The following is a 24,352-nucleotide window of genomic DNA, read 5'->3' on the forward strand; positions in this document are numbered from 1 at the left end:
ATGTTTGTTTGGCGACTACAGAGTATCACCAACAGGCAGTTGATCTCTCCTCACCGTTTAACCATGAGTGGTGCACTTATTATCTGAATTCGGGCCCAGTTGTAGTTTGGCTGTTTCTAATGTGGATGTTAATTTCCGAAGTGATCAGCAAACTCAAGATCCAATTACAATATTTTTCGGTATTACATTGACGATAGGTATAAACATCCTTCCTCTCAGACTCAAAGCCAGAGACTGGATTAGGAGCTCAACACTATGACCTGCAGTTTCGTTGGATAACTTAATCACCTTGATTGCACAGGCGTCACATTTCTTGTTTCTTATCATCCATGTCCAAAATAATCATTTACCCAAAATCGAGTTAAATTGTGCATGATGCATTCATATTCAGTTGTCACTCGTAGTTGTGCTGCTTATGAGTTAAAACCAAATAGCGGCATATAGTCATCATTGTCTGTCAGGTTGACCTCAAAGCGCAGCACCTTGTAACACATGGCAAACAAAGACTCTCCCAACCAACGGGGATCAAAAGCATCGAGGGCCCTGAGCATACCCGCAGGGCCGGCATCGCCCTTGAGCTCTATAGGGGTCAACACATCAATAAAACTGGCCACCAAACCATAGAGATCCCGTTCGGCATCCCCTTCAAGGGCCCAGAGATCCGGGTCGGCATATTGAGCAGCATAGTGTCTGGCCGCTATATCCTGACCCAAGCCAAAGTTCAAAAGCACGGCGCTGTCGCCATTACAGATAATATTCTTCGGGCAGATGGCACTATGGAAGATATCCAATCTATGGAGATACTGCAGCGCCGTCAGCAACTGCCGAAACCAGCCTATCACCTGTTGCGGCGATTGGATCTCGGCGCAATCCAAAGCAACTCCCCGCTCCCAGGCCCTGGCAATGAAGACCCGGTCGCTGCCGCCAAGTTCGCCAAAGGCCAATACCCGCTCAACATTAGGGTGATAGATGCGGCTCAGGCTGCGGTATTGATGATTCAGACCGGGCCAGTCCTGCTGCAAAAAGCGATAAACAGACAGCCCGACATCGAACTGTCCCTGAAGGTGAGTGGCGCGCCAGAGTTCACTGTGAGCGGCCTGATAGATGACTTCTTCAAGCCGGAAGTGATGGTCGATAATGCTGCCCTCGGCTATCTCTGTATCGCTATCCAGGCTGTCACAGACTCCGGTTTCAATCAGCGCGCTGAGATCGGCTCTAAGCTCATCAAGATCCGCGCCCCGCCCTGCCGCAACCCGCTGGAACCAGAGGTAGATACGTGGCTGATGAGTGGCCAGCGCCAGAGGTAAAAATCGCTCGGCATAGCGCCTAAGATCCTCATCGATACTGATGTCATCACGGATATCGATAAATTCGACTTCGCCATCATCACCGATAAACAGGCAGTGCTCATCCCAGCCGCCGACACAGATATTACGCCGATGAATTTGCGACAGACTGGTGGCCCCACGGCGCAATATTTCCAGCAGTTGATAAATGCTGAGCCGCTCGATTTCCAGCAGATGAATAGGCACACCTCTTGGCATGCGAATAGGCAACACCAACTGCTCGCCATCCTGAATAAGGGGCGCAGAGTAAGGCACGCCGCTGCAACCGGACAGTTTCTGTAACCGCTGAAACTCACCCCGCAGCCGCTCTTCATGCTGTCTTGCTTCAGAAAGCTGCTCGAAATGGGTAGGGATCAGAATTTTCAGCAGCCAGGGCGCGGTCCAGCCGCCGGGATTATACTCGGCCTGCCAGACTTCGAGGCCACTTTGCAGGAACAGGCATTTGAGCTTGATAAAATCCTGTATTTTATTGTTGCGTTGTTCCACCAGGGCCACCTGCCCCAGAGTGTCCAACACCGCCTCTTTCTGACGCTGATTGATCTGGTGCTTATGGGGAGCCGTCAGGCCCCACTCTTTGGTAAGCGCAGCGATGATCTGCCTTGGGGTATAGATGCTCAGGGCACAGTCCTGCTTCTCCAGCTCTATGGCTTCGCCCTTATGACCTGTCACAAATACCATGCCCTGGCACCAGGGAGCATAGACACCGACCGGGATCTTGTTCTTCAGCTTACCGGCCAGCACTCTGGCAACATAATTGGCCTTGGACAGGCTGTTGTCCACCTCGCGGCCATCCAGCGACCAGGCGTGCAGACCGGCATTAAGCCGGCCGATATAGCCTTTGACATCGATGACATACACGCCCCACTCGCCGACCACCAGAGCATCCACCTCCATCGCTTGCCCGGACTGAGTCGGGATCTCAATATTGGTCAGCAGCAGATAATCTTTGGGTAACTCATCACCCAGCAGTTCAAAGGCCCAGCGCTCGGCGTCGTTGACCGGGGTTCCAAAACTGATGTGTTTGGCCATATCACTCTCCCTGAGATTGGCAATCAGTGGGGGCAGAATAAAAAGCTAGAGAATAAAAAGCCACCCAAATTTGGGTGGCTCAGGAAAAATTCACTTATCTTCAGTGGTGGCAGTGCTCATCACACTCGTGGTCATCATCGGCAAACTCGTCATCGCCGTCCTGATGCTGCATCACGCCCCAACCATCTGTCATGCCGTCAAACTCGGCAGCAAAGCTGTTCAGCTCAGTTTCGCGCGCCACCAAAGCCTGATACTCGGGCACCATATTGATGCAGACAATCAGTTCCCACTTTTCAATCTCTTCATTGAACTGCAGCTCAACTTCACCTGCCTGCTCGGACTGACTCAGGTCTTCCAATGCCGATTCAGCGTCGCGCTGATCATCAAACACCAGGAAAAAGTCCACATCCAAAGGCTTGCTCAAGTCGATACCCGACTCTTGCATTGCCTGCAGCATCTTGCCGTTGTCATCATCTGGAAATTGCATTCTGTTCCCCTTGCGCCTATTGCGCCGCCACTATTTTAACCGTTTCGCCGTTGAAGCTGACCAGATCGCCCGGCAGCAGTTTCTTGCGCTTGCGGGTTTCAACCTCGTTATTGACCAGCACCAGCCCTTCGGCAATCACATGCTTGGCCTCGGCGCCGGCACTGGTCATGCCTTCTGCCTTCAGCACCTTATAAAGCTCAATATACTCATCGCCGCTATTGAGGGTGAATTCGCTCATTTTCTGTGTCACTGTGACCTTGCCTTACTGGAATTGACTCGATTTGGGGCGGATTATAGCAGCAAGCATCCGCTTGGGGGAGAGAAGTCAACGACGCTCATCGCTGAGCAGGCCATAGGCCCTGTCATCCACCCAAAGATCGCCGATACGGAAGTTGTGCCGCAATATTCCCTCAAGCTCGAAGCCGCACTTTTCCATGACCTTGGCCGAAGCCAGATTGTCATTGGCGCAGTGACCGATGAATTTATGAATATTGAAGCTCAAACAGCCCCAATCTATGACCCCGCGTAGCGACTCTGTGGCATAGCCCTTCCCCTGCATATCCGGATGCAACAGGTAACCTACCTCGGCCTGCGCCAGCTCAGGATCGACACAGTAAAAGCCGGTCAAGCCGACAAAGCAGTCGCTACCCAGTTCTTCAATCACCAGCGTCAGCCAATCCCCGGACTCGTAACGCCAAGGCTGGCTTCGCTGCTCAAACTTGGCTTTGAGCAGTGGAACGGGTTCGGGATCTCTGACAAAGCGGCCCACTTCAGGATCGCAATGCAGTGCCAGAAACGCCGGCCAATCTTGCGCCGTCAGAGTCCTGAGCCTGAGTCTATCGGTATAGATTTCTATCACTTGCTTGACCCGGGCTTAACCGCGACTGGTGACTTCAAGCAGGTGAAAACCAAAAGCGGTTTTCACCGGCCCCTGTACTTCATTGAGCGGCGCGCTGAACACCACTTCATCAAACTCACGCACCATCATACCCGGACCGAATGAGCCCAGCTCGCCGCCTTGAGCTCCAGAAGGACAAGCGGAATGTTTACGGGCCAGCTCGGCAAAATCGGCGCCATCGATAATCTGTTGTTTCAAGCTGGCGCATTCCTCTTCGGTCTTTACCAGTAGATGTCTTGCTGTTGCCTGCACCATAATTTGCTCCTCAGTAATCTTGGCCAAGTGGCCTTTTTTCGGTGGTTCACCAAACAAACTCGGCCAGTATAATATCATTCTGTGTCAGAAGTTAACTGACACAGCAATAATGGCAGGCCTTGAATTAAATATAAAAACGCCGTCAGATGACGGCGTTTTTAGTTTGTTTATCAAAGACCCAACTTAAGTTTGGTCTCAGGCTGATGCTTTCTGCTTCAACTGTTTTTCTATCCAGAGATCTATCTTGGCTTCCATCACCGCCATGGGTAAGGAGCCAGTGGTGATAATTTGATCGTGGAAGGCCTTGAGATCGAAGTCGTTCCCCAGGGCTTTCTCGGCCCGGGCTCTGAGCTCCAGGATCTTCAACTGACCAACTTTATAAGACAGTGCCTGACCAGGAATTGCCATATAGCGCTCCACCTCGGCGATAATGTCGCTTTCTGCCAGCGGAGAGTTGTCTTTCATATACTGAATCGCCTGTTCGCGGCTCCAGCCCTTGGCATGCAGGCCTGTATCCACCACCAGACGCATCGCTCGCAGCATTTCATCCGAGAGCTTGCCGAAATACTGGTACGGGTCTTCAAACAGCCCCATCTCTATTCCAAGATATTCGGCATAGAGGGCCCAGCCCTCTTCAAAGGCGGTGTAACCGCTGAAACGCTGGAACTCAGGCACGCCCTGCAGCTCTTGCTTGATGGCTATTTGGAAGTGGTGACCCGGCGCCGCTTCATGCAATGACAAAGTGGTCATGCCCCACTTGGGCTGAGCTTTCAGGTTATAGGTGTTGATGTAAAACACCCCTGGACGACTGCCATCGACGGCCGGTGCTTCATAGGAGGCTCCGGCGGCTGATTTTTCACGGAAGCTTTCAACCGGCTTCACTACATAATCGGCCTTGGGCATCACATTGAAGTAATCGGGCAGTACGGCATTGATCTTGTCCTTGAGCACCATATAGCCGTCAATTAAGCCCTGCTTGTCACTGAAGAAGTACGTGGGCTCGGATGACAGTGAAGCAAAGAAGGCCTTGAGATCACCTTCAAAACCCACTTGCTGGCGCACCTTGTCCATTTCATCGAGGATCCGTGCCACTTCCTTGAGGCCGATTTGATGAATATCGTCCACCGCCATAGTGGTTGTGGTATGGGCATTGGCCAGATGTTGATACCAGACTTTACCGTTAGGCAGCGCCCACCAACCGTCAGTGGCCCGCGAGGCCGGCAGATAGGTTTGTTCAAAATATTGCTTGAGAGAAGCGATAGCCGGCAGCAATTCTTGGCTGATCATCTGTTGATATTCCTGCTCAATCAAGGCGCGCTCGGCGGCATTGAAGCTCTCGGGCATCTTGGTCACAGGGGCGTAGAAGATACTGTCTTGAGGCTTATCCACCAACTGTGCCTGCAACTGAGGTATAAGCCGCTCGACCAATACCCGTGGCAGCACAACCTTGCTGGCAATGCCCTCATCCATACGCTGTTTCGCCAGTTCGGTCCAATTGATAAAACCTTTCACCCTCAGCTGCCAGTTGGCGTAATCCTGCGGGGTATTGAAAGGCTGAGCACTCTCACCGCTGCCAAGCTGCACCATGGTAATCACTGTACTGTAGAACTGGCTTATCGGCATAAAACGGCTGGGGAAGGTTTCATCCACCAAAGCCATGTCCCTGTCATAGACAAACATGTCGTAACTGAGTTGCAACTGTTCTGGCAAGGCTTGTTTATCTATGGTCTTGGCCTGGGCGGCGTAGCGGCTGTTGAGTTCATGGCGCTGTTTGAGGTAAGCCTCAGAGAGGTCGCCACCGAAAGTATCGTTATAGTCATTGACCCCGACAAAGGTGGCGTAGATGGGCTCAAGCTTGAGGTAGTCCTTAAAAAATTGATCCACCATGGCAAGATAAGCCTGCTCTGCCGTTTGTACCATTGCCGCAGCGGGCTGTTGCTCCAGCTGTGGTTGAGTCACCAAACTGCTCTCCTCTTTGGAGCAAGCGCTCAACGCCAAAATAATAGAGCACAGCAAAAACCCTTTTTTCATTGTCGTTATTCTCCTGTCACAACTCAGTAGATGGATTGGTTAACTATACTTGTAGCAGTCACTAGCTCGGAGCCAACCCATGATTTATTCCTTCAGTAACTCAGGTTTCAGGGATCCGGAAACCGGGGTCTATAACCGAACCTATTTTATGGAAGTCTTTCACCGTGAATGGTTTCGCCATCTGCGAGATCACCAGAGTCTGGCGCTATTGTATCTTTGCCCTCACATACATGAAACAGTTAACCAACCTCACTTGCTGGAATTCTTTGCCAAACAGGTGCAGGAAGCCTTGCTGCGCAATACTGATCTATTGGGACGCATGAACCACCAGCTGTTCGCCCTCGGTCTATTCAACGTCGATAAGATGGGAGCCAAGAAGGTAATTGAACGGATTAATGAGAAAATCAACAAGTTCAGCGAAGAATATAACAAATTTCATCACCTGCAGCTGGACTACCGCCTGGCGGCCTGTATTTGCCAACCCAGCAGAGAACTGAAACCCGAAACCCTGTTTATTGATGTTGAAACCCTAACCCATCAGTTGGAACAGCAAGACAACACACTTTCCAGTGTCAGAGAGATCCACTGAATCATTGCAAAAGGTTTATCGCAGAATCGCAAAGGTCTCAACAGCAGATTATTGATGACTAAACTGGCCAGGATAAAATGAACCTGGCCTTGGTTAGTTTTGCTGCCCCAAACGGCTGAAATAACCGGGTGGATACCCGAGCCAATGCTTGAAACTTTGACGAAAGTGACAACTATCGCTATACCCCAAACGCTCGGCAATCTCGCTCACCGACAATTGGCCTTCGAGGATCCAGCTTACCGCTCGCTGACACCTTTGCTGATCCACCAGGCGTTGATAACTGCTGCCCAGGGCTGCCAACTTGCGCCTCAAACTACGACTGCTCATGTGTAGCCTGAGTGCCATGGTTTCCAGCGTTGGCACAAAGGGGAAATCGCCATCAAGTTCGTCAATAATTTTTTCAATCAGCGAACTCTGCTGCTCAAAGTTTTGACTGCGAGCCGAGAACTGAGTCAGATCCACAGCAAGCGCCAACCAAGATTTGTCGAGGCGCCATTCATTGAAATCACTCTGAAACTCCACCCGCTTGGCCAATTTTGCCAAGCCTGCAGACGGCCTCAAGGTGCCGGTAATACTGATAGCGTTAAAAACGATCTCTTGGCCGGTCAACTCCCGCGCTAAACTCAGCAGTGCGCCTATGCTGTGAAGAAATTCGCCACGATAGATTAACGGCTCGGCCCGGCCGGTATTGAGCCAGCGCAGGCTGATTTGATGCTCATCCTCCAGCAGTAAAAGATCAGCAAAACTTCCCACCCACTTGGGATGATTTAGCACAAACTCCAGGCACTCACCAAGGCTCCGACATTCTCCAAGCAAAGGCAACAGAAAGCCCAAGTCAGTTACCCGAGTGTAGAGACCGGCCAGCAGGCTAACATCCTCACGTCGGCTGCGCTGCATTAAAAACGCTATCGTGGCGCTGAGTTGCCAAACCCTTACCCATTGGCACTCCTTGAGCTCATTGATACCCGTGCCTATGTGCTGGCATAGCTCTTCGGTAGCCTCGGTTCCCAATTGTGACTGAATAAAACGAATAAGGTTGGCCAGTTCAAAAGCCGGGTACGCCTGATCCCCAACCATCATATTGGCTCGGTATTTGATCTGCATTGCCATTGTTATCTTTTTGTTAATCACCCAAAACTGTTTTAGCGTATCCAGCAAGAGAATTAAAGACGTACCGCATAAAAAACCCCGGGAAGCCGGGGTCTGATTATCGAGTTAGCGAGATATCAAGGGTTAGATTGGTCGATTTTTCTCAGCCAACTTGTTATAGCAGGCATTAAGCATCAAAGAAGCGCTGTGAGCCAACTTGTCAGCCAGTTTCTTACGCAGCTGATATTTTACCTTGATCACAGTCCGATCCGAGGCCAGCTTCAGCAAGAGATCGTCACTGGTGCCCACTTCATCTATGAGTCCCAGCTCTATAGCTTGCTGACCATACCAATGCTCACCTGTTGCCACTTTGTCCAGCTCCAGTTGCGGCCGATAGCGACCGACAAAGTCCTTGAACAGCAAATGGGTTTCTTCCAGTTCCTGTTGAAACTTGGCTCTGCCTTCATCAGTATTCTCACCAAAGAGTGTCAGGGTACGCTTAAAGTCGCCGGCGGTATGCTGTTCATAATCAATGTCATGCTTCTTCAGCAGCTTGTTAAAGTTAGGTAATTGGGCAACAACACCTATGGAGCCTATGATAGCGAACGGTGCAGCAATAATGCGGTCGGCAACGCAGGCCATCATATAACCGCCACTGGCAGCCACTTTATCCACGCATATGGTCAACGGCAATCCAGCACTGCGGATCCTGTCCAGTTGGCTGGCAGCCAGGCCATACCCATGAACCATGCCACCACCACTCTCAACACTGGCTACAACTTCATCACCTTCCTCGGCAATCGCCAAAATAGCGCTGATCTCTTCCCGCAGCGATGCGACTTCGGCGGCTTCTATGCCGCCTTTGAACTCGACGACATATACCTTGGGATCTTTGACGTCCCCGGCATCCAGTGCCTTGTCATGGGCTTTTTGCTCCGCTTTGAGTTGTTTCTCATAGGCCTTGAATGCCTTTTTGCCCAAGAGTTCAGCCTTGAGATGATGCTTGAGCGATTTGAGTTCATCACTGAGATGAGTCAGTTTCAACTCGCCCCTGTCACTCTTTTGTTTTACTGCCGAAGCCACCACAATCACCACTATGGCGCCGATAGCAACCACCAGGGTAATCGCCTTGGCAAGAAATAGTCCGTACTCGTATAAAAATTCCACTAAGGGGTTCCTTTCACTGCGAGAAAGCACACAAAATTGCGCTATTCTAGCAGTCCTTTTACGGATAAAAAAACCCGATGCAAATCAGTTAAGCGAACATCAATAAACTTGAGGGCTTCAGAAGGAGTTTGAAAGTCCCTCTAAAGCCCTCGTTGTCTCTATCGTTTGCCTATTAAAACGCCGTTTTATTTTTTCGGCCAAGTTGTGAGTCGAACATGCCTGATTATCTAAAGAAGTGGCAAACTAATCCGCATTTGGCGCTTGTATTCGTTAATGCCTTTCTTTCACTCTCAAAATGAATCAATTCCTATGTAAAATATCGCCGGTGCGAGTATCTACTTGGGTAACGATGCCTGATGGCCACTGACGAAAGCATCCAATGCTGTTCTGGCGCGGCTTTCAGCATCAGCCAGGCTGTCGCTTGCCTTCATAGGCTCAACCACTTCGTAATAGCACTTGATCTTGGGTTCGGTTCCCGAAGGCCTTACTATCACTCGGGCACCGCCTTCAAGATGGAAAGTCAGCACATCACTGGCCGGTAATTCGATGATCTCCCGCCGCCCATCGGCGTAACGCCGCTCGGCCGATTTGAGATCCTCGGTCACCAATACCGCCATACCGGCGATGGACTCGGGAGGATTGGCCCGCAGATGGGCACCGATATCCGGCGTTCCCGGCTTAAGCGCTATGCTCACCTGAGTATTGAGGTGCAAGCCATAGTCGCGATAGAGTTGTTCCAGTCTGTCCCAGATGGTTTTGTCCTGTGCCGCCAGCTCGGCAGTCAGCTGGGCAAAAGCCACCAGCGCCGACAGGCCGTCCTTATCCCACACCATGCTGCCCACTGTGTAGCCCAGCGCCTCTTCATAGGCAAACAGGAATTTATTGCTGTCGCTCTGTCGCTGCATACCAACATTGGTGAGCCATTTGAAACCTGTGAGCGTGGTATAAAACTCACCGTCCTTGGCCTTGGCGATTTTGGAGAGCAAGGTTGAAGAGACTATGGTGGTTCCCAGTAGACGCTGATTGGCCGGCGCCTTGGACAATAAATAGTGGCCCAGCAAGGCTCCCACCTGATCGCCGGTAAGCATTTGATATTCGCCGTCATCACGGCGCACGGCCACCGCCAGCCTATCTGCATCCGGATCGTTGGCACAGGCCAGCATCGCCTGATGCTGCTTGGCCTCGGCAATCACCAGATCCATGGCGCCCTTCTCTTCCGGGTTGGGGAACTTAACCGTTGGGAAGTCACCGTCCGGTTTTTCTTGGGCGGCGACAGAATAAACCTGGGTAAAACCGGCATCCTTGAGCACTGTCTTGGCCATTTCTGCACCAACACCATGCATGGCGGTATAGGCCAGGCTCACCCTTTCGGGCGCCGTTTTGTGCTGCAACACATCGGCATGGAACACACCGCGGCGATAGTCCTGATAGAAATCATCCTGCAGCCAGATGAGTTTACCCTGCTTGGTGGCTTCACTCTGCTCCAGCCAAGGCAGCTCTTCGTTGGCAGCCTTATCTATGCAGGCTGCAATACCTGAGTCGTGTGGCGGAATGATCTGCGCGCCATTCCCCCAATAAACCTTGTAGCCGTTGTATTGCGGCGGGTTATGGCTGGCGGTCACTACGATGCCGGCGGCAGCTTCAAAGTGTTTCACCCCAAAGGCTACCAGCGGCGTGGCGGCCACTTTGGCGGTGAGTCGCACCTTAATCCCCATGGCGGTCAACACGCTGGCGGCATCATGGGCGAAGGTACGTGAATCATGGCGGCCATCGAAACCTATCACCACACCGCGGCTGGCGGCATCTTTAACCTGGGCGAGCAGATACTGCCCCAGGCCCGCTGTGGTTTGGCGGATAACCAAACGGTTCATTCGCATTGGACCGGCGCCGACCACGCCCCTGAGACCGGCGGTGCCGAAGGCCAAACGGCCGGCAAAGCGGGCGGCCAATTCAGTTTCATTGCCTTCGGCTTTAAGACTCAATAGCTCATCCCGGGTTTTAGGGTCGGGATCTATCTCCAGCCAATGTTTCAGTTGCAGCTCCAGATGAGTATTCATAGGGTGGCCTCTTTGATAATCAGTTTCATTCCAAAGTAAGAAAATCTCAGGTCCGCGACAAGTGAATTTGCATTAATTTTATGATTTTGCTCAGGCTTTAGAGCCCCTCTTCCGGTTTAAGTTAGCTGTTTGTCGTCAGTTTGGGGTGTCTACAGCGGCAATTAAGGACTAAGGAAGGTTGAGCTCTCGGCTTTCATAACACCTGTGACTTACAAACAGATAGGTGCAACTATTTCAGCGGGACATATTAATGGAGATGACATTGTTGAAGATCTCCTTGTCAAATTGCTGCTCCAGTTGCTGCCGCCAGGGCATGGGACAGACGCGCACCAGAAAGAACTGCTCACGAGAAGTGTCTGTCACAAACGCCATACCGTGCTGCATCAATTCGTAGTGGATATCATGGACAAACACCATGGAGAAATTCTGCCGCCCGGTTAGCTGGTTGATATCCTCACGGCTCATGCTTACCCCATGCTCTACCTGCTCGAAGCGCTTGTAAAGCCAGTCGGCAAACTCTTTGGCACTGACCATAGACATAATCCCATTCCTTATAGAAGTTTGAGCCACTCAAAGCTTTGTCAGCCGTTTGAAACCCAGCCAAATTGGCGATGGCATAGAGTGCCTATGGCGAGCCAAGTTAGTTAGTCATCGGCTGGCTATATTCATAAACTATAGTCGAGCACAGCAAACTAAGGAGTTGAATAGCCTTCAAACCGAATTGCACAGCTGAATTGATGGGGAATACATGAGGCGAAAATGCCTCGCAAACTTGATTGCGAGGCATTTAGCAAAACGTCAGAAATTATTATAAGGTTTTCTAAAAATTGAAAATATTATCCCCTGAATCCCGGTCCACCAGCTTGATGAAGGGGTCGACCCCGACATAGGCAGGCTTTTCGCTCAGCACCAGTTCGAGATGGTTCTCTCCGCTCTTGAGCCGATATTTCTGCAGCGACAACACCTGATCATCCTGCTTGAGCTTGTCCGGGTTGACCTTGAAGGCGCCTATATCAATCCATTCATCCAGCGGTACTTCCTGCTCGGCGCCCTTCTCTGAAGCGACCCGGCGCTGGGCATAGATATCCAGACTGACTTTAAACTGGCCTTCCGGCGTTTCGGTTACCTTGGCCTCGGTCAGACGCAGGTCATAGAGACTGATCTCAGAGAAGGAGTTCTCAATGAAACGCGCCTCGGCACCGTCCGTATTCCGTTTCAGATAGCTGAGCAGATCCAGAGTGGTCGGGAAAGGATCGCCGCGGAACTTGTAACGCTCAAGGAATGCCTTCAAATTGGCATTGAGCCGTTCTTCACCCAGGCGGTCACGGATCCCCATCATGATCACCGAGCCCTTCTGGTAATGGATATAGCCCTGCCCTTCACTGCGCAGCAACGGCTGTTCGCCCTTGCTTTCCGATGAGCGACCTCGCAGGTAGCGGTCAAGCTCATACTTGAGGAAGCGGCGCAGCATCTGCGGGCCATACTTGTGCTCCATCACCATCAGCGCCGAGTATTGCGACAGGCTCTCGGAGATAACCGCACTGCCCTGTACATCGGCAGCGCCAACCTGATGCCCCCACCACTGGTGTGCCACTTCGTGGGCCGTCACATAATAGACGGGGTCAATATTGTCCGAGTTGCGCAGGTCGGCGATAAAGCCGATACGCTCAGAGTAAGGCACAGTGTTGGCAAAACTCTGGGCAAAGGAGCGATAACCGGGAAACTCTACTATACGCAGTTGCTTGTGTTGATAGGGACCAAAAGCCTGGGTGTAATAGTCGATAGAGTCTTTCACCGACTCTATCATTCGCTCCACGTTCCAATAGTGGGCCGAATGATAGTACACCTCGATCACTATGCCCTTGTACTTCTGCCGGTCCACTTCGAAACGTCCGGAGAGGATCGAATAGAAGTTAACCATGGGGCTATCCATCTTGTAATGGAAGAAGTTGCGACCATTTTCACGCCATTGCCGCTGCAGGTATCCGGGCACCAGTGCCATCTGCTGGCCTGAGGTGGAAACCGTGGCTTCAAAGTCGATAAAGCCGCCGTCTACGCCAAAGAAGTTCTGCCGATAAAAGCGCGTGTCTTCCAGCTTATTGGCTCTTGGTTTGTCTTCAAGACCACGTTTCTCACGCTCGTGGCGATCGCTGAGTTCATAGCCTTCCTGATACCCAAACTGAGGCAGCAGCTCGATATTATTGATAAAGGTGCCGTTTTCGACCACGGACAGATCGAAGTTGGACTCTTCAACCCCTTGGGTTTCCCGAATCAAATGAATGCGGCCGCTGATTTTCTCCCCCGGCGGCAACGGCTTGTCAAACACCAGCCAACTGACATTGAATTTATCGTCAAACTCGCCCAGAGTCGCCCCCGGCAAGGTGATGCTGAGATCTTCCGCGCGGGTGTGGGACGGTAGACTGACCAGCAATTTGCTTATCGGCTTGTCCTGTTTGTTGACCCAATCAAGCTTGATATCGGCCTCGATTCGCCGTGACTCAGGATAGATATCAATGTCGGCCTTGACCGCAGTGGTGGTCAGCACAGGCAAAGACGCATACTGCTTGAATTTCTTCTCATAGTCGGCGCGCAGGTCGGTTTCCTCATCATTGGTATAGTAATGATTGACCACCTTGGTCTGGTAGAAGAGATAGCTGCCGCTGGCAACAAACAGCAACACCCCAAAGGCCGCCAGCAAGCGTCCCTTGGCTCCCAGTTGACCACCCAGCAGGGCAAACCTGTATTTCAGAGGCTGTTTCGGTCCCCTGTGATAGAGACCATAACCCAGCACAAACAGCAGCAGAGAGAAACCGCCCCAATAGAGCATATACAGGCTGTGGCTCAAGAGTCCCCAGCCGTAACCGTTCATATCCGAATAGACCAGGTAAGGGGAAGCGCCAAAGTTATACAGTGAATGGCCGAATCCCCAACTGGCCATCACAAAGGTCGTCAGGTAGTAGGCGACAAACAGCCCCATACCGGCATATTTGTTCGGGCTGAGCACCTGAAAGAAGAACGCCAGAACCGCCGACATCAGCAGTGGCAACAGATAGTAAAATCCCAGCCTGATGGCGTATTGAGCCAGTTCGAGATTGTACTGCCCCTTGATCAGTTGGAAAGTAATTGTGGTCAGGGTCGCCAACAGGTACAGCAGCGCCATCACCAACACCACAGCCACCAGTTTGGAGGCCCAGAACACCAGATTTGGCACCGGCAGACTGTCGACTATATCCCCCATTCCGGAGTTGCGCTCACGCCAGACAATCTCGGCGCTGTAGTAGATGAGTACTATTACCATCAGCAGGCCGGTGGCCCCGGCAATATTATCGACCATGTCCTGGGTCAGCGGCCAGTTGGAGGTGCCATACCAACCAAAATCACCGAACATGGGCCCGACCAGGTTAAAAACGGTGAGCAGCCCCAAAATCACAAACGGTGCTGTGTAAAGCACCTGGCGGATTTCAAAACCGACTCGGGCCTTGAACTGCGCCGAAGTCGATGGCGAGCTTGCACGGCTCAGTTGCTGCAAGGGCTGCAATGCCGGGGTTGCAGACAGCTTGCCGGAGCCTTTGTCCTTCTTGCGAGTAAGTGTTGGTTGGCGCCAGACCTTGGCTACAAGCAGCAAGATGACCGCCAGAGAAAGCCACATGGCGCGGTTGCTGAGCATAACACCGGTCAGCTCCACCAACTGGGTGTTTTTCTCCGCTATGGTCCAGTAACGGGTAAGGTCGGCAAAGGTGCGCAGTGCAAAGGGATCCAACATGGCCGCCAGCGTGCGAAACTGCGGCTGGCTGGCCAGTTCGCCGGTGAGGTTATAGATAATAAGCAGTGCTACGGCTGTCAGATACAAACCCATCATGGAGCGAAAACGGCTGGCCATGGCATAAAACAGCGCCGATATCAGCAGCAGACTCGGCGCGGCCAACAGCAGCAAGGGCAGCAGATAATAGCTAAGCCGATTTTCACCGAAACGGCTGGCATCGACCCAAGGCATAAAAGAGCCGAGCCACATCGCCAGCGGCACCATGGAAAACACCGCCATGACCACCAGATAACTGCCGAAAAAACGCCCCAACTGATAGGCCAGCGGTGTCAGCGGTTTGGAATAGATCAGTTCCTCCATCCCGTGCTGCTGGTTGCGCACCGCTGTACTACCGACAAAGTTGACCACGGCAAACATGGAGATAAAGCTCATGATCAACAGGGTCTGGGCAATGCTGAAGGGGCTGTTCTTCAGCACCTCACCGCCGCCACCTATCTGCACATTGTTGGATACAACGGATAGAAAGCTGATTAAAAACAACAGCAAAGAAACAACATAAAAAGATGGCTGCCGCAGATAGTAGCGCCATTCAAAGCGTAACATGGAAACAAACATGGGCAGTTCCTCAGGCAGCCTGAACCGGCGTGCTGTTGCGGTGGCTATGCAGGGTGCTGAAATAAAGATCTTCCAACCCCGGCGTTGCCTGAGTAAAACCTTCCGGCGCCGAATCGGCCCAGACATGCAGCACAGTGCGGCCGGCAAACAGGCGTTTGGCAATCACATTGAGCTGTTGTTCAAGCTCGCTGGCCTCGGCCTGGCTGACGGTGCGAGTCCAAATTTTTTGCTCCAAAGAGGCCACCAACTCCATGGGATTGCCCTGCAGCAGGATCTGACCAGCGGCGAGCACCGCCATATTGGCGCAAAGCTCCGAGACATCTTCCACTATATGGGTCGAGAGGATAATCACCTTCTCTTCCCCCAGGCTCACCAACAAGTTGTGGAAACGGTTGCGCTCCTCAGGATCCAGGCCGGCGGTGGGTTCGTCGACAATCAACAGCTTGGGGTCGCCAAGCAGCGCCTGCGCAATCCCGAAACGTTGACGCATACCGCCGGAAAAACCGCTGACCGCCTTATTCTTGTGTTGATAAAGGTTGGTGTGTGCCAGTAAGCCATCCACCATCTCACGCCGCTCACCCTTGTTGTTGATCCCTTTGAGAATAGCCAGGTGATCGAGCAAGTCCCAGGCGCTAATCCTGGGGTAAACATTAAAATCCTGCGGCAGATACCCCAGGGTCTGACGCAATTTTTGCGGCTGTTTGAGAATGTCTATGCCGTCGAAACTAATGCTGCCGCTATCGGCACTTTGCAATGCGGCTATGGTGCGCATCAAAGAGGATTTGCCTGCACCGTTGGGGCCGAGCAGACCAAACATCCCTTTGTCTACCTGTAGATTTACATTATCCAGTGCCTTAACACCGTTGTCATAGGTCTTGCTTAGGGCTTCGATACTGAGCATAGTTTCCTCATGCCGGAGAGATAAATGATCACCAAGCTAGCATGATTTAAACCTTGCGATCCGCAAAAATTGTAACAAACAATCAACCATTTAACATACTTTGTTCGCTAACACCGATAACTTTTTGCTGAATAGTTTCTCTTGTGCTGGTTGCCAACGGCTTGCGGCGTCATCAAGAAGAATTAGCAGATACATGGATTATCCTGATCGGGCGCCCCTGGTTGGCGCTCCAAAGGATGTCGCCGGTGATGGATTACGCTATGTGCGGTACTTTGGCTGGACTATTTCAGTTATTGCAGCGCCACCTCAGGAAGGGGCTCAAGGCTGACTTGCCCCAGACTATGACGACTGTCGGCAAGGGTGAGCCTGATACGTTTGGCGTTGAACTCGATATAAATAAGCGCCGGCTTTGTGCCGGACAACAGCTGCAACATATCATTTGCTTATGATTTTCTTGAGCTTAGGGAAGCCGACTTCGACTTGCCCCGGCATGCCTTCAGTCAGATGCCTTGAACGCCAATTGCTGTGTAAGCCACTCTCTACAAAAGTGAAGGCCACGAGGACTTATTCGCACCTTCCTTAGCTCGAGTGACCAAGAGAGCGCCTTAGCTTATTCATCCCCTGCTCCATACTGACGATGACCCTGTAATCCAAGTCGCGCTTGGCGGCTGAGATATCGTAGTAGTGGCTGCAGGAAAGCTGTTTGGCGACAAAGCGGGTCATCAACGGCTCCTGCTTGATAGCCAGCAGTCGGTATATTCCTTCGAGCATGGCACCAATGGCGTAGGCCAGAGAGGCCGGTACCCGCTTTTCCACCGCGGGTAAATTGTCACAGGCAAGAATGCTGTCGAGCATGGCCGCCATAGTCAGGGGCTGATCATTACTGACAAAATAGGCCTTGCCATTGCAGCGGCAAGGTTCAGCCAGCAGGCTCCTGGCCGCACTCAGGTGGGCAAAGGCGGCATTGTCGATATAAATGGTGTCCACCAATTTGTCTTCACGGCCCACCAACTTGAGCCGGCCCTTGCGGCCTCGCTCCAGCACGCGGGGCACCAGATGAGGATCGCCAGGCCCCCAAATCAGGTGCGGCCGAATGGCCACTGTCTTCAAGCCCTCTTTGGCACTGGCCAACACCAACTCTTCCGCTTCCGACTTGGAGGCCCCGTAATGGTTGAGATAACGCCTGGCGTAAGGAACGGATTCATCGATACCGGCCTCATCCTTGCCATCGAAAGTGACACTCGGCGTACTGGTATAGACCAAATAACCAATCCCCAATTCACGGGCGCAGGCGATGATGTTTTCTGTCCCCAACACATTGGGGCGAAAATAGCTTGCTCTGCTGCCCCAGACTCCTGCCTTGGAGGCAACGTGAAAGATAAGCTCACAGCCATCGAGGGCTTGTTTCAGTGCTTGCTTGTCGCAAATATCGGCGCGCACCATGGTGGCGCCCATGGCCTCGAGCACCGGATAATGGCCCCTGGCCACCCCCACTACCTGAATACCGGCGGCCAGCAGCGGCCGACATATGGCTTCTCCCAAAAAGCCTCCGGCGCCTGTCACCAACACCCGCTTGACTCGGGTCGCGAGTTCCCGGGCCAGCGCCAACAGCTCGGGATGAAGTTCATCATGCCCGGTTTCTTGTGACAAAGCCGCAGTCTCTTGTGACAAAACAGCTGGCAAATCCTGCGACGAGGCTATTGACTCAGGTGATTGAGATTGTGGTGCAGATGTGGCCATAGTGGGTTTCTGTCTCTGTTATCTATTTTGGCTTCCAGCCGTTTCCATCCAACTGTTTTTGAGCCCAAACGGCAAGTTGCTCGCGAAATATCTTGGCATTGTGGCGTACATCCATGGGAAACCCCGGATGCAACATAAAATGCCTGATGCCCCGGGTCAGTGGCTGCTTGTCGGCAAGTGCCTGCAACTCGGTAAACAGCTGTTGCTGCTCGGCTGGCGACAGGGATTGCTCAAGCTCGATGCAGATAAGCGGCGCTTTTTCGGGCGCAGTGCTATCAAGGGAAGTGCTATCAAGGGAAGTGCTATCAAGGAAAGTGCTATCAGGGCCAGCAGTAAAAGAGAAAGCGCTCTCTTGGACTGTCCCCCCGCCGCCAGGCTTATTCTGCATCAGTTCAACGCCAACCAGTGCCGAACGTTTAACCTGAGGATGGGTATTGAAAATCCGCTCACAGGGAATGGACAGATAGCGCTTTTGTAGCTCACCGTCCTTAATGACATCCACTCTGTGGGCCTTGCGGCCACACATCCATAAACGGCCCTCGGCATCAAGATAACCGAGATCGCCCATCCGATGCAGTTGCCTGCCTTCATAGGCAATCTTGGCTTGCTTGTTGGCGCCTTCACGGCGATAGTAGCTCTGGTTAACCACAGCGCCGTCAACGACGATTTCGCCTATCTCCCCCGTCGCCAACTCGAGAGTCGGCGACCAGCTGTCGATAGCCTCTTCACTGATCCCTATGATACTGACCCTTATTCCAGATACCGGCTTACCGACACAGATGCCGCCGCCCTTGTCGGTGATGGCGGCGGTAGCGCCAAGCGCCTTGCTGCCAATCATGGAGACAGGCAGGGATTCTGTGGCGCCATAGGAGTTGAGCACTTCGACATCCTCGGCCAACATGGCGGAGAAACGCGCTATCGCCTTGGGATCGGCCGGTGCGCCGGCGGATATCACCCGCTTCAAGCTGTGCAGCCGGCGCCCGTTTCCGCCGCGTCCCAAACGGTCGAGCAAGGCGGGGTTCACGAACATATTGCTGCAGGCATAGTGCTCTATGGCGGCAAACAGGTTTTCCGGTCTGGCGGTTATCGGTTTGCTGGCATCCATTTCAGGCACTATCGATGCCATCCCCAGCGCCGGTCCAAAGAGAGCAAATAGCGGGAAGGTAGACAGATCCCGCTCGCCGGGACGAATGCCATAGTCATTTCGCAGCGCGGTTATCTGCGCCTCAAACATGCCGTGGCTGTAAACCACGCCTTTTGGGGTGCCGGTGCTGCCACTGGTAAACAAAATGGCCGCCATCTGCTGCGCGCCTAGCTGCGCCATGGGAAACGTGACTGACTCAGGTGCCCTGGCCAACAAACGGCTGACACTGCTGCCCCCCCAAGGAGGGTTACGCCCAAGAAAGCCTTCACCTGCCGTCAGCAACAAGCGGATACTGGGTTTGCCCCAACCGAACAGCAATCTGGCCACATGGGCCTTGGGGATCCCGATAAAGGCGTCGGGCTCGGCTTCGGCCAGACACTGCTTGAGCTTGGCGATCCCCATGCCGGGATCTACCATCACAGGGATGATCCCCGCCTTGAACAGGGCAAAGGTAAGCACAAAAAACTCTATCCCCGGAGTCACCATAAGCACGGCTTTCATCCCGGGCTTAAAGCCATAGTCGAGCAAGGCGCTGGCAAGCCGGTCGCTGTCGCTGTCCAGGGTCTTGAAATCAAGCTCCTGATAACTGAACTTACCAGCGCGGCGACGCTGCACGGCAACCGCCAGGTCTTCGCTCTGGTTAATGGCCGCCTGCTTCAGGTGGCGACACAGGTTGTGCCCCTTGGCGGAGTTTGCCTCTGGGGCCGGTTCATTTGCGGCCACTTGCGAGTCTTCGGCGGGTGGGAACATCTCAGTCAGCGCTCCCGGCAGAGGTTGTTCCCGCCGATGCCTTTTCTTCAGGGTTAGATGTTTGTTCGTCGGCGCTTTTTGCCACTGCCGTTTCATCAATAAAGCGGCGAATATGGGCTATCACCTCATCACTGGCGTCTTCAAGAATATAATGGCCGCAGTCGGCAAAGGCGTGCAGCTCGGCTTTGGGCAAGCGCTGCTGCCAACCTTCAAGGAAGTGCCGGTCGAAGACAAAGTCCTTGAGACCCCAAAGAATAATGGTCGGCACCTGGGTAAACTGCTGCAAACTGGCATCAATCGACTGCACCAAGTCCCAGTTTCTGTCGCCGGGCTTGAGCGGAATATCCTGTACAAACCTCAAAGTCGAGATTCGATTTTGCCAGGAGTTGAATGGTGCCACATAGGCACGGCGCACATCCGCGGCCATGGGCGCACGTTTGACCCCCACATAGGAAGCAGCGGACGAGAAGGCATTGAAACCCCGTACCAGCAGGGTGCCAAGCGCGGTATCGCGGCAGATTTTCAACGCCAGCGGCAAGGGCTTGCTCTTTGGCAAACCGAAGGCGGCGGTATTGAGCAGTACCAGGCGTTTAATCCGCTCGGGATAGCGGGCGGCATAGCCCATGCCTATCATGCCGCCCCAGTCATGCAGCACCAGCGTGATATTGCTGCGAATATCCAGACTATCCAGCAGTGCTTCCAGATCGTCGATACGCTGCGCCAGCGTGTAGTCATAGGCATCATCGCCCGGTTTGTCGGACAAGCCGCAACCTATATGATCCGGCACCACACATTCATATTGGTCGCTTAACGCCTGCACCAGGTTTCGGTAGTAAAAAGACCAGCTGGGGTTACCGTGCACCATCACCACGGCATCGGGGCGTTGGCCGTTAATCCCGGCAGGTTTTTCATGCACATAATGCAGTTTGTGGCCGCCGAGCGTGATGAAATGACGCTTGAACGGGAAGAGTGTATCTAGGGTGGCCATTGGCTATCCTGTTGTTAATTTTGGTTATTTAGGCACTATTCTAATGGGCTCTGTCGAATGGGCATTGTCAAATGGCATTGTCTAAAGCCTGTATCAAGGGCTTACCAGCGCAGCCCCAGCATCATGCAGTTGAGTCCCGAGCCTATGCCAAGAAAGCTCACCCGGTCGCCTGCCTGCAAAAAGCCTTCACCGTGGGCCAGCGCCGCCGACACAGGCAAAGAGACAGTGCCCATATTGCCAAGGCGGGCAAAGGTGGGAAACTCTTTGTGCTCGGCAATGCCCAGGGCGCCCAGTACTTGTTTTCGGTTGGCAGCCCCCACCTGATGACAGATAACCTTATCCACTTGTCCGGCAAGCCACTGGCGCTGCTGCAAAAACTGCTCCCAGGTCTGGCGCGCCAGCTCCACCCCCTCCTTCAGAAGGGCAACGGCATCTGTGCGCATCACCTCGCGGTAGAGGCGGTTACCGACCTCGACAAAGCCCCACTGACACATCTGATGATGCTCAGGCGCCGCCAACTGACTGGCACCGAGCAACTGATGCTTGCGGGAGGTGGTAAGCGGCAAGCTGCCATCCGTGAGGATAACGGCCACGGCACCTGAGCCGCCGGTTAGAGTGGCCAGAGACGCCGCAAAGTTCGCCATGCTGGGTTCGGCCAGCATCTGCTCTATGGACGCCTCGACTATCTCCCGGGATGATTCACAGGACACCACCATACCGGCGCGGATCTGCCCCAGTTCTATACGGTTGGCCACATCCAGAATACCGGACAGGACTCCCAGGCAGGCGTTGCTGATATCAAAAACGGCGCAGTCGCGCCCGATACCTATGGCAGAAGCTACAGCGCAGGCCGTGGCCGGCTCATGCTGATCACGACACACGCCTGTGTATACCAAGGCGCCAAGCGCTTTGGGATCCAGCCCAGTCTCGGCCAGCGCCTTTTGGGCGGCGCACACTGCGCCTTGGGAGACCTTGAAGCCCTTGGGCCACCAACGACGCTCCTCAATGCCCGTCAGAGCAGCGAGTTGCCCAATAGGGATACGGAATTTTTGATAAAGCGGCGCAAGCCGGGATTCCAACTCGCGGCTGGACACCATTTCCGGCGCCAACTCATAAGCCAGACTATTGATATACACACGGGAATAATTCATGAAAAGCCAATCACTCTCTCGGGCGCTCTGTGCCCTTGTTATCTTTTGGGGTCGTGATAATTAAGTCTTATGCCCCAGGCTGGCGTCATTTGACCAAGAAACGCCGGGGTATTCAATAAAAAACGCATTAAGCCGGTACTTGGCGCCGACTAATTCCCCGCTTGAGAGGCATCTCTGTCCAAGCGGGCCTTGTTGTTTCATTTAGCGGCTACCAGGCAACCAGGCAACCAGGCATGGATTAAGGCGTTGCGCGGCGTGGTGGCCTGCTCACAAAAGGCGCCGAGCTGCACCCGGTAATCGGCCTCCAACAGGAAACATACCCTATCGAGCAGCAGATACCGTTCAATAACCGGCCGAAACAGATGTGCCGCCAAGTCAATACGAGCGGTTAATCTGCGCCTTTGCTCCCCCAAGCGTTGATAGGCGGCAAAATCCACCGCCTCAGGCAATAGCACTCCCTTTTGCGCCGCGGCCCAAAGACAGAAGTCCTTGAAGCTGCCGGAAAGCTGACTCTGCCGCACCGCAGGCAGTGGCAGATAAGTGTCCTGAGCGCGCAGCTCACGCTGCAGACTATCGAATCCGAGCCGCCAACTGACCTCTTTGATCCTGTCGGCGCGCGCCTTTTGATTGGCAATAACACTGTGATTAAGCGGCAGTTGCAGCGCCGTCTTATCCAGTCGCAGCGCCTGCTCTTGGGCGCCTTGACTCAAGGGAGTGATATCGCCGGAGGGCAAGAGATGATAACAACACGGGGAAACCGAGACCACGGCAGTACCACTTGCAACCGCGCGGCGCAGCAGCGTCAGGTGCAGCTCGCCGCAGGCATGCAGCGCAATAGCATGCTGCTTGGGCTTGAGATAACAAGGCTCGGCGACAAAGGCATCGGCACAGACAAATTGCTGCGGCAAGTTACGTTTCTTTGCCGCTAGCTCGCCGGCTTCGCACAAAGATGCTTGCCACTCCAGGCTCAACACCGCCTTGCCGCTCAAGGCGCTGAGCAGGCGCCCGAGATGCCCTTTTCCGGCGCACCACTCCAATAAAGGAAAGGGGTTGTTATGGGTGGCTATGGTATTGGCAAAGCGGCTTATCTGCTGCCATTTTCGGCCCTTGATACCGGCACTGAGCCGGGCCTCGGTTGACGCGCAAAGCTTAGGTTGGCCATTATCCAGCTCAGGTGCCGGATAATCAAAGAGATGCCAGGCAAAGTGTCTCTTGTCCCACAGGGCCAATTCCTGCTCGCTCAAATCTGCAGCCAAGGCCGGCCAGAGCCTTGCCAACAACAATGACTGACTGGCATCCACAGTCTCGAGCGCATCGTCATCAATAGCCCAAAGCGCCGCGGCCAGCTTGGCAAAGCGCTGCTGCCAGGGAAGCTTGTGGTGCTCGAAACTCCTGACACTCCAAAGCGCGCGGCTTGAGAGCAACAACTGACTGAGCTGTCGAAGCTCTGCTTTCACCTCGGGCAAGCTGCAATCAACTGCCGTCAGCTGGGTTTCAACCCTGCCGGCCACTGGCTCGGCTTGCCGGGGGGAATTCTGTTGGCAGTCACACATTTTACTGGCCCGATTAACTTAAAAGGGTCGTATTATAGCCCCTGGTTGCCTTTGAGGAAAATAGCGCCACCCAAGCAGGAAACAGGGGGCAAAGCCTGCGAAAAAACTGGGGTTGAGTCTCCCGCTTGCTGGTAGCTTTACAGCCAAGGGAAAAACCAGCAGTAAAGACAAATTCACATAACAAATTGATTAAAAGTGGATTATTGCTTCAATAAACTATGTCTAAAGCCCGATTATCATCTTTCCTGGCGGCCTGGCAATGAAAGCTGCCGCCGCTGTTTTCAGGTATAAATTTGCTCAAAGCTGTTACCTTTGCACCTGCCGCAATAGACTGGTGCATTCAAGCTGACAAAACAATCGAACGAACTCAATCTAATGAAATGGTCGAGTGAGATTGGTCGAGCGAAATCAATCGCGCCAATTCACGGCGCTACACTCCGCCGCTGAACAGAATATTGATAAGAAGGATGTTGAATGATCCAATCTCCCTGCGTGGCGCGCTGCGGCCTCAATGAAGACGACTTTTGTATGGGTTGCCTGCGCCATATAGATGAAATCGTCAATTGGAGCCGTTGCCCGGATAAAGATAAACGCGCCATTATTGCCAAACTCCCGGAGCGAAAACGCGCCTTTTCGGGCATGGAAAACAGCGGCATTATCAGCAGAGCCAAATACCTTGAGGCAGAGGCCAGGCTTGGGCATAGCGACAAGAGCAAAACAAGCAAAAAAGAGTGATATAGCTTAAGCGTTCAAGGCAACCCAGACTTCAATAAAGAAAAAGACCGCGATTGCGGTCTTT

Annotated in this window: 20 protein-coding genes; 2 read left to right on the plus strand and 18 right to left on the minus strand. The window is 53.2% G+C overall.

The window, feature by feature from the left end:
• Positions 1-413 precede the first annotated feature (413 nt).
• From ACMHXE_RS03635 to ACMHXE_RS03660, 6 genes are all read right to left on the minus strand, one after another.
• A complete protein-coding gene (locus ACMHXE_RS03635) occupies positions 414-2,375 on the minus strand; it encodes an NERD domain-containing protein kinase family protein (protein WP_101055909.1) in 1,962 nt (653 codons plus the stop codon).
• A 100-nt stretch (positions 2,376-2,475) separates the two neighbouring features.
• Entirely contained in the window at positions 2,476-2,862 is a 387-nt protein-coding gene (locus tag ACMHXE_RS03640) for a ribonuclease E inhibitor RraB (protein WP_025011246.1), read from the minus strand.
• A 16-nt stretch (positions 2,863-2,878) separates the two neighbouring features.
• Positions 2,879-3,100, minus strand: coding sequence for an RNA-binding S4 domain-containing protein (locus tag ACMHXE_RS03645; RefSeq protein ID WP_037475159.1), 222 nt, complete (start codon positions 3,098-3,100; stop codon positions 2,879-2,881).
• 87 nt (positions 3,101-3,187) lie between these two features.
• A complete protein-coding gene (locus ACMHXE_RS03650) occupies positions 3,188-3,721 on the minus strand; it encodes a GNAT family N-acetyltransferase (RefSeq protein ID WP_224867314.1) in 534 nt (177 codons plus the stop codon).
• A 15-nt stretch (positions 3,722-3,736) separates the two neighbouring features.
• Positions 3,737-4,015: a peptidylprolyl isomerase gene (locus ACMHXE_RS03655; protein ID WP_100145813.1), complete on the minus strand. Its 279-nt coding sequence runs from the start codon at positions 4,013-4,015 to the stop codon at positions 3,737-3,739.
• Positions 4,016-4,210: 195 nt separating this feature from the next.
• Complete coding sequence (locus tag ACMHXE_RS03660) at positions 4,211-6,046, minus strand: DUF885 domain-containing protein (protein ID WP_224867315.1); 1,836 nt, start codon at positions 6,044-6,046, stop codon at positions 4,211-4,213.
• A gap of 79 nt (positions 6,047-6,125) precedes the next feature.
• Between ACMHXE_RS03660 and ACMHXE_RS03665 the strand changes: the two genes are divergently transcribed.
• Positions 6,126-6,635, plus strand: coding sequence for a diguanylate cyclase domain-containing protein (locus ACMHXE_RS03665; protein WP_165565220.1), 510 nt, complete (start codon positions 6,126-6,128; stop codon positions 6,633-6,635).
• Positions 6,636-6,728: 93 nt separating this feature from the next.
• Here ACMHXE_RS03665 and ACMHXE_RS03670 read toward each other — a convergent pair whose 3' ends face one another.
• The 12 genes from ACMHXE_RS03670 to ACMHXE_RS03725 all read right to left on the minus strand — a co-directional run bounded on the left by ACMHXE_RS03670 (position 6,729) and on the right by ACMHXE_RS03725 (position 23,511).
• Positions 6,729-7,745, minus strand: a complete 1,017-nt coding sequence (locus ACMHXE_RS03670; protein ID WP_101096651.1) for an AraC family transcriptional regulator — start codon at positions 7,743-7,745, stop codon at positions 6,729-6,731.
• A gap of 123 nt (positions 7,746-7,868) precedes the next feature.
• Entirely contained in the window at positions 7,869-8,891 is a 1,023-nt protein-coding gene (gene sohB, locus ACMHXE_RS03675) for a protease SohB (protein ID WP_101055904.1), read from the minus strand.
• Positions 8,892-9,226: 335 nt separating this feature from the next.
• Entirely contained in the window at positions 9,227-10,948 is a 1,722-nt protein-coding gene (locus tag ACMHXE_RS03680; protein WP_287590355.1) for a phospho-sugar mutase, read from the minus strand.
• A 234-nt stretch (positions 10,949-11,182) separates the two neighbouring features.
• Positions 11,183-11,488 carry a hypothetical protein gene (locus tag ACMHXE_RS03685; protein WP_025009827.1) on the minus strand — a complete coding sequence of 102 codons (306 nt, stop codon included), beginning with the start codon at positions 11,486-11,488 and terminating at the stop codon, positions 11,183-11,185.
• A 280-nt stretch (positions 11,489-11,768) separates the two neighbouring features.
• Positions 11,769-15,326, minus strand: a complete 3,558-nt coding sequence (locus ACMHXE_RS03690) for an ABC transporter permease/M1 family aminopeptidase (RefSeq protein ID WP_413731409.1) — start codon at positions 15,324-15,326, stop codon at positions 11,769-11,771.
• Between the two features lie 10 nt (positions 15,327-15,336).
• Positions 15,337-16,227: an ABC transporter ATP-binding protein gene (locus tag ACMHXE_RS03695; protein ID WP_287590364.1), complete on the minus strand. Its 891-nt coding sequence runs from the start codon at positions 16,225-16,227 to the stop codon at positions 15,337-15,339.
• Between the two features lie 290 nt (positions 16,228-16,517).
• The gene (locus ACMHXE_RS03700; RefSeq protein WP_157822678.1) at positions 16,518-16,661 is read right to left on the minus strand and encodes a hypothetical protein; all 144 of its coding nucleotides are present in this window, start codon (positions 16,659-16,661) and stop codon (positions 16,518-16,520) included.
• 145 nt (positions 16,662-16,806) lie between these two features.
• The gene (gene oleD, locus ACMHXE_RS03705; protein WP_413731412.1) at positions 16,807-17,877 is read right to left on the minus strand and encodes a 2-alkyl-3-oxoalkanoate reductase; all 1,071 of its coding nucleotides are present in this window, start codon (positions 17,875-17,877) and stop codon (positions 16,807-16,809) included.
• 112 nt (positions 17,878-17,989) lie between these two features.
• Positions 17,990-19,861 (minus strand): fatty acid CoA ligase family protein, encoded by a 1,872-nt coding sequence (locus ACMHXE_RS03710; protein ID WP_413731414.1) that lies wholly within the window; start codon positions 19,859-19,861, stop codon positions 17,990-17,992.
• A gap of 1 nt (position 19,862) precedes the next feature.
• Positions 19,863-20,849, minus strand: a complete 987-nt coding sequence (locus tag ACMHXE_RS03715) for an alpha/beta fold hydrolase (protein ID WP_413731415.1) — start codon at positions 20,847-20,849, stop codon at positions 19,863-19,865.
• A gap of 101 nt (positions 20,850-20,950) precedes the next feature.
• Positions 20,951-22,000, minus strand: coding sequence for a 3-oxoacyl-ACP synthase III (locus ACMHXE_RS03720; RefSeq protein ID WP_096141333.1), 1,050 nt, complete (start codon positions 21,998-22,000; stop codon positions 20,951-20,953).
• 197 nt (positions 22,001-22,197) lie between these two features.
• Complete coding sequence (locus ACMHXE_RS03725; RefSeq protein ID WP_413731417.1) at positions 22,198-23,511, minus strand: class I SAM-dependent methyltransferase; 1,314 nt, start codon at positions 23,509-23,511, stop codon at positions 22,198-22,200.
• A 516-nt stretch (positions 23,512-24,027) separates the two neighbouring features.
• On the opposite strand from ACMHXE_RS03725, the gene ACMHXE_RS03730 reads away from it, so the two are divergent.
• Positions 24,028-24,288 carry a DUF1289 domain-containing protein gene (locus tag ACMHXE_RS03730; RefSeq protein ID WP_263619455.1) on the plus strand — a complete coding sequence of 87 codons (261 nt, stop codon included), beginning with the start codon at positions 24,028-24,030 and terminating at the stop codon, positions 24,286-24,288.
• The last annotated feature ends 64 nt before the right edge of the window (positions 24,289-24,352 follow it).

Origin of the sequence: Shewanella sp. BJSY2023SW007, assembly GCF_047314525.1 — a bacterium.
In the GTDB taxonomy this organism is placed as follows: domain Bacteria; phylum Pseudomonadota; class Gammaproteobacteria; order Enterobacterales; family Shewanellaceae; genus Shewanella; species Shewanella chilikensis.

Excerpts from the sequence above, each read along its gene's own strand:
- ACMHXE_RS03635 (WP_101055909.1), bottom strand. The coding sequence starts at position 2,375 with ATGGCCAAACACATCAGTTTTGGAACCCCGGTCAACGACGCCGAGCGC.
- ACMHXE_RS03640 (WP_025011246.1), bottom strand. The coding sequence starts at position 2,862 with ATGCAATTTCCAGATGATGACAACGGCAAGATGCTGCAGGCAATGCAA.
- ACMHXE_RS03645 (WP_037475159.1), bottom strand. The coding sequence starts at position 3,100 with ATGAGCGAATTCACCCTCAATAGCGGCGATGAGTATATTGAGCTTTAT.
- ACMHXE_RS03655 (WP_100145813.1), bottom strand. The coding sequence starts at position 4,015 with ATGGTGCAGGCAACAGCAAGACATCTACTGGTAAAGACCGAAGAGGAA.
- ACMHXE_RS03660 (WP_224867315.1), bottom strand. The coding sequence starts at position 6,046 with ATGAAAAAAGGGTTTTTGCTGTGCTCTATTATTTTGGCGTTGAGCGCT.
- ACMHXE_RS03665 (WP_165565220.1), top strand. The coding sequence starts at position 6,126 with ATGATTTATTCCTTCAGTAACTCAGGTTTCAGGGATCCGGAAACCGGG.
- ACMHXE_RS03670 (WP_101096651.1), bottom strand. The coding sequence starts at position 7,745 with ATGGCAATGCAGATCAAATACCGAGCCAATATGATGGTTGGGGATCAG.
- ACMHXE_RS03680 (WP_287590355.1), bottom strand. The coding sequence starts at position 10,948 with ATGAATACTCATCTGGAGCTGCAACTGAAACATTGGCTGGAGATAGAT.
- ACMHXE_RS03685 (WP_025009827.1), bottom strand. The coding sequence starts at position 11,488 with ATGTCTATGGTCAGTGCCAAAGAGTTTGCCGACTGGCTTTACAAGCGC.
- ACMHXE_RS03690 (WP_413731409.1), bottom strand. The coding sequence starts at position 15,326 with ATGTTTGTTTCCATGTTACGCTTTGAATGGCGCTACTATCTGCGGCAG.
- ACMHXE_RS03695 (WP_287590364.1), bottom strand. The coding sequence starts at position 16,227 with ATGCTCAGTATCGAAGCCCTAAGCAAGACCTATGACAACGGTGTTAAG.
- ACMHXE_RS03700 (WP_157822678.1), bottom strand. The coding sequence starts at position 16,661 with ATGTTGCAGCTGTTGTCCGGCACAAAGCCGGCGCTTATTTATATCGAG.
- ACMHXE_RS03710 (WP_413731414.1), bottom strand. The coding sequence starts at position 19,861 with ATGTTCCCACCCGCCGAAGACTCGCAAGTGGCCGCAAATGAACCGGCC.
- ACMHXE_RS03715 (WP_413731415.1), bottom strand. The coding sequence starts at position 20,849 with ATGGCCACCCTAGATACACTCTTCCCGTTCAAGCGTCATTTCATCACG.
- ACMHXE_RS03720 (WP_096141333.1), bottom strand. The coding sequence starts at position 22,000 with ATGAATTATTCCCGTGTGTATATCAATAGTCTGGCTTATGAGTTGGCG.
- ACMHXE_RS03730 (WP_263619455.1), top strand. The coding sequence starts at position 24,028 with ATGATCCAATCTCCCTGCGTGGCGCGCTGCGGCCTCAATGAAGACGAC.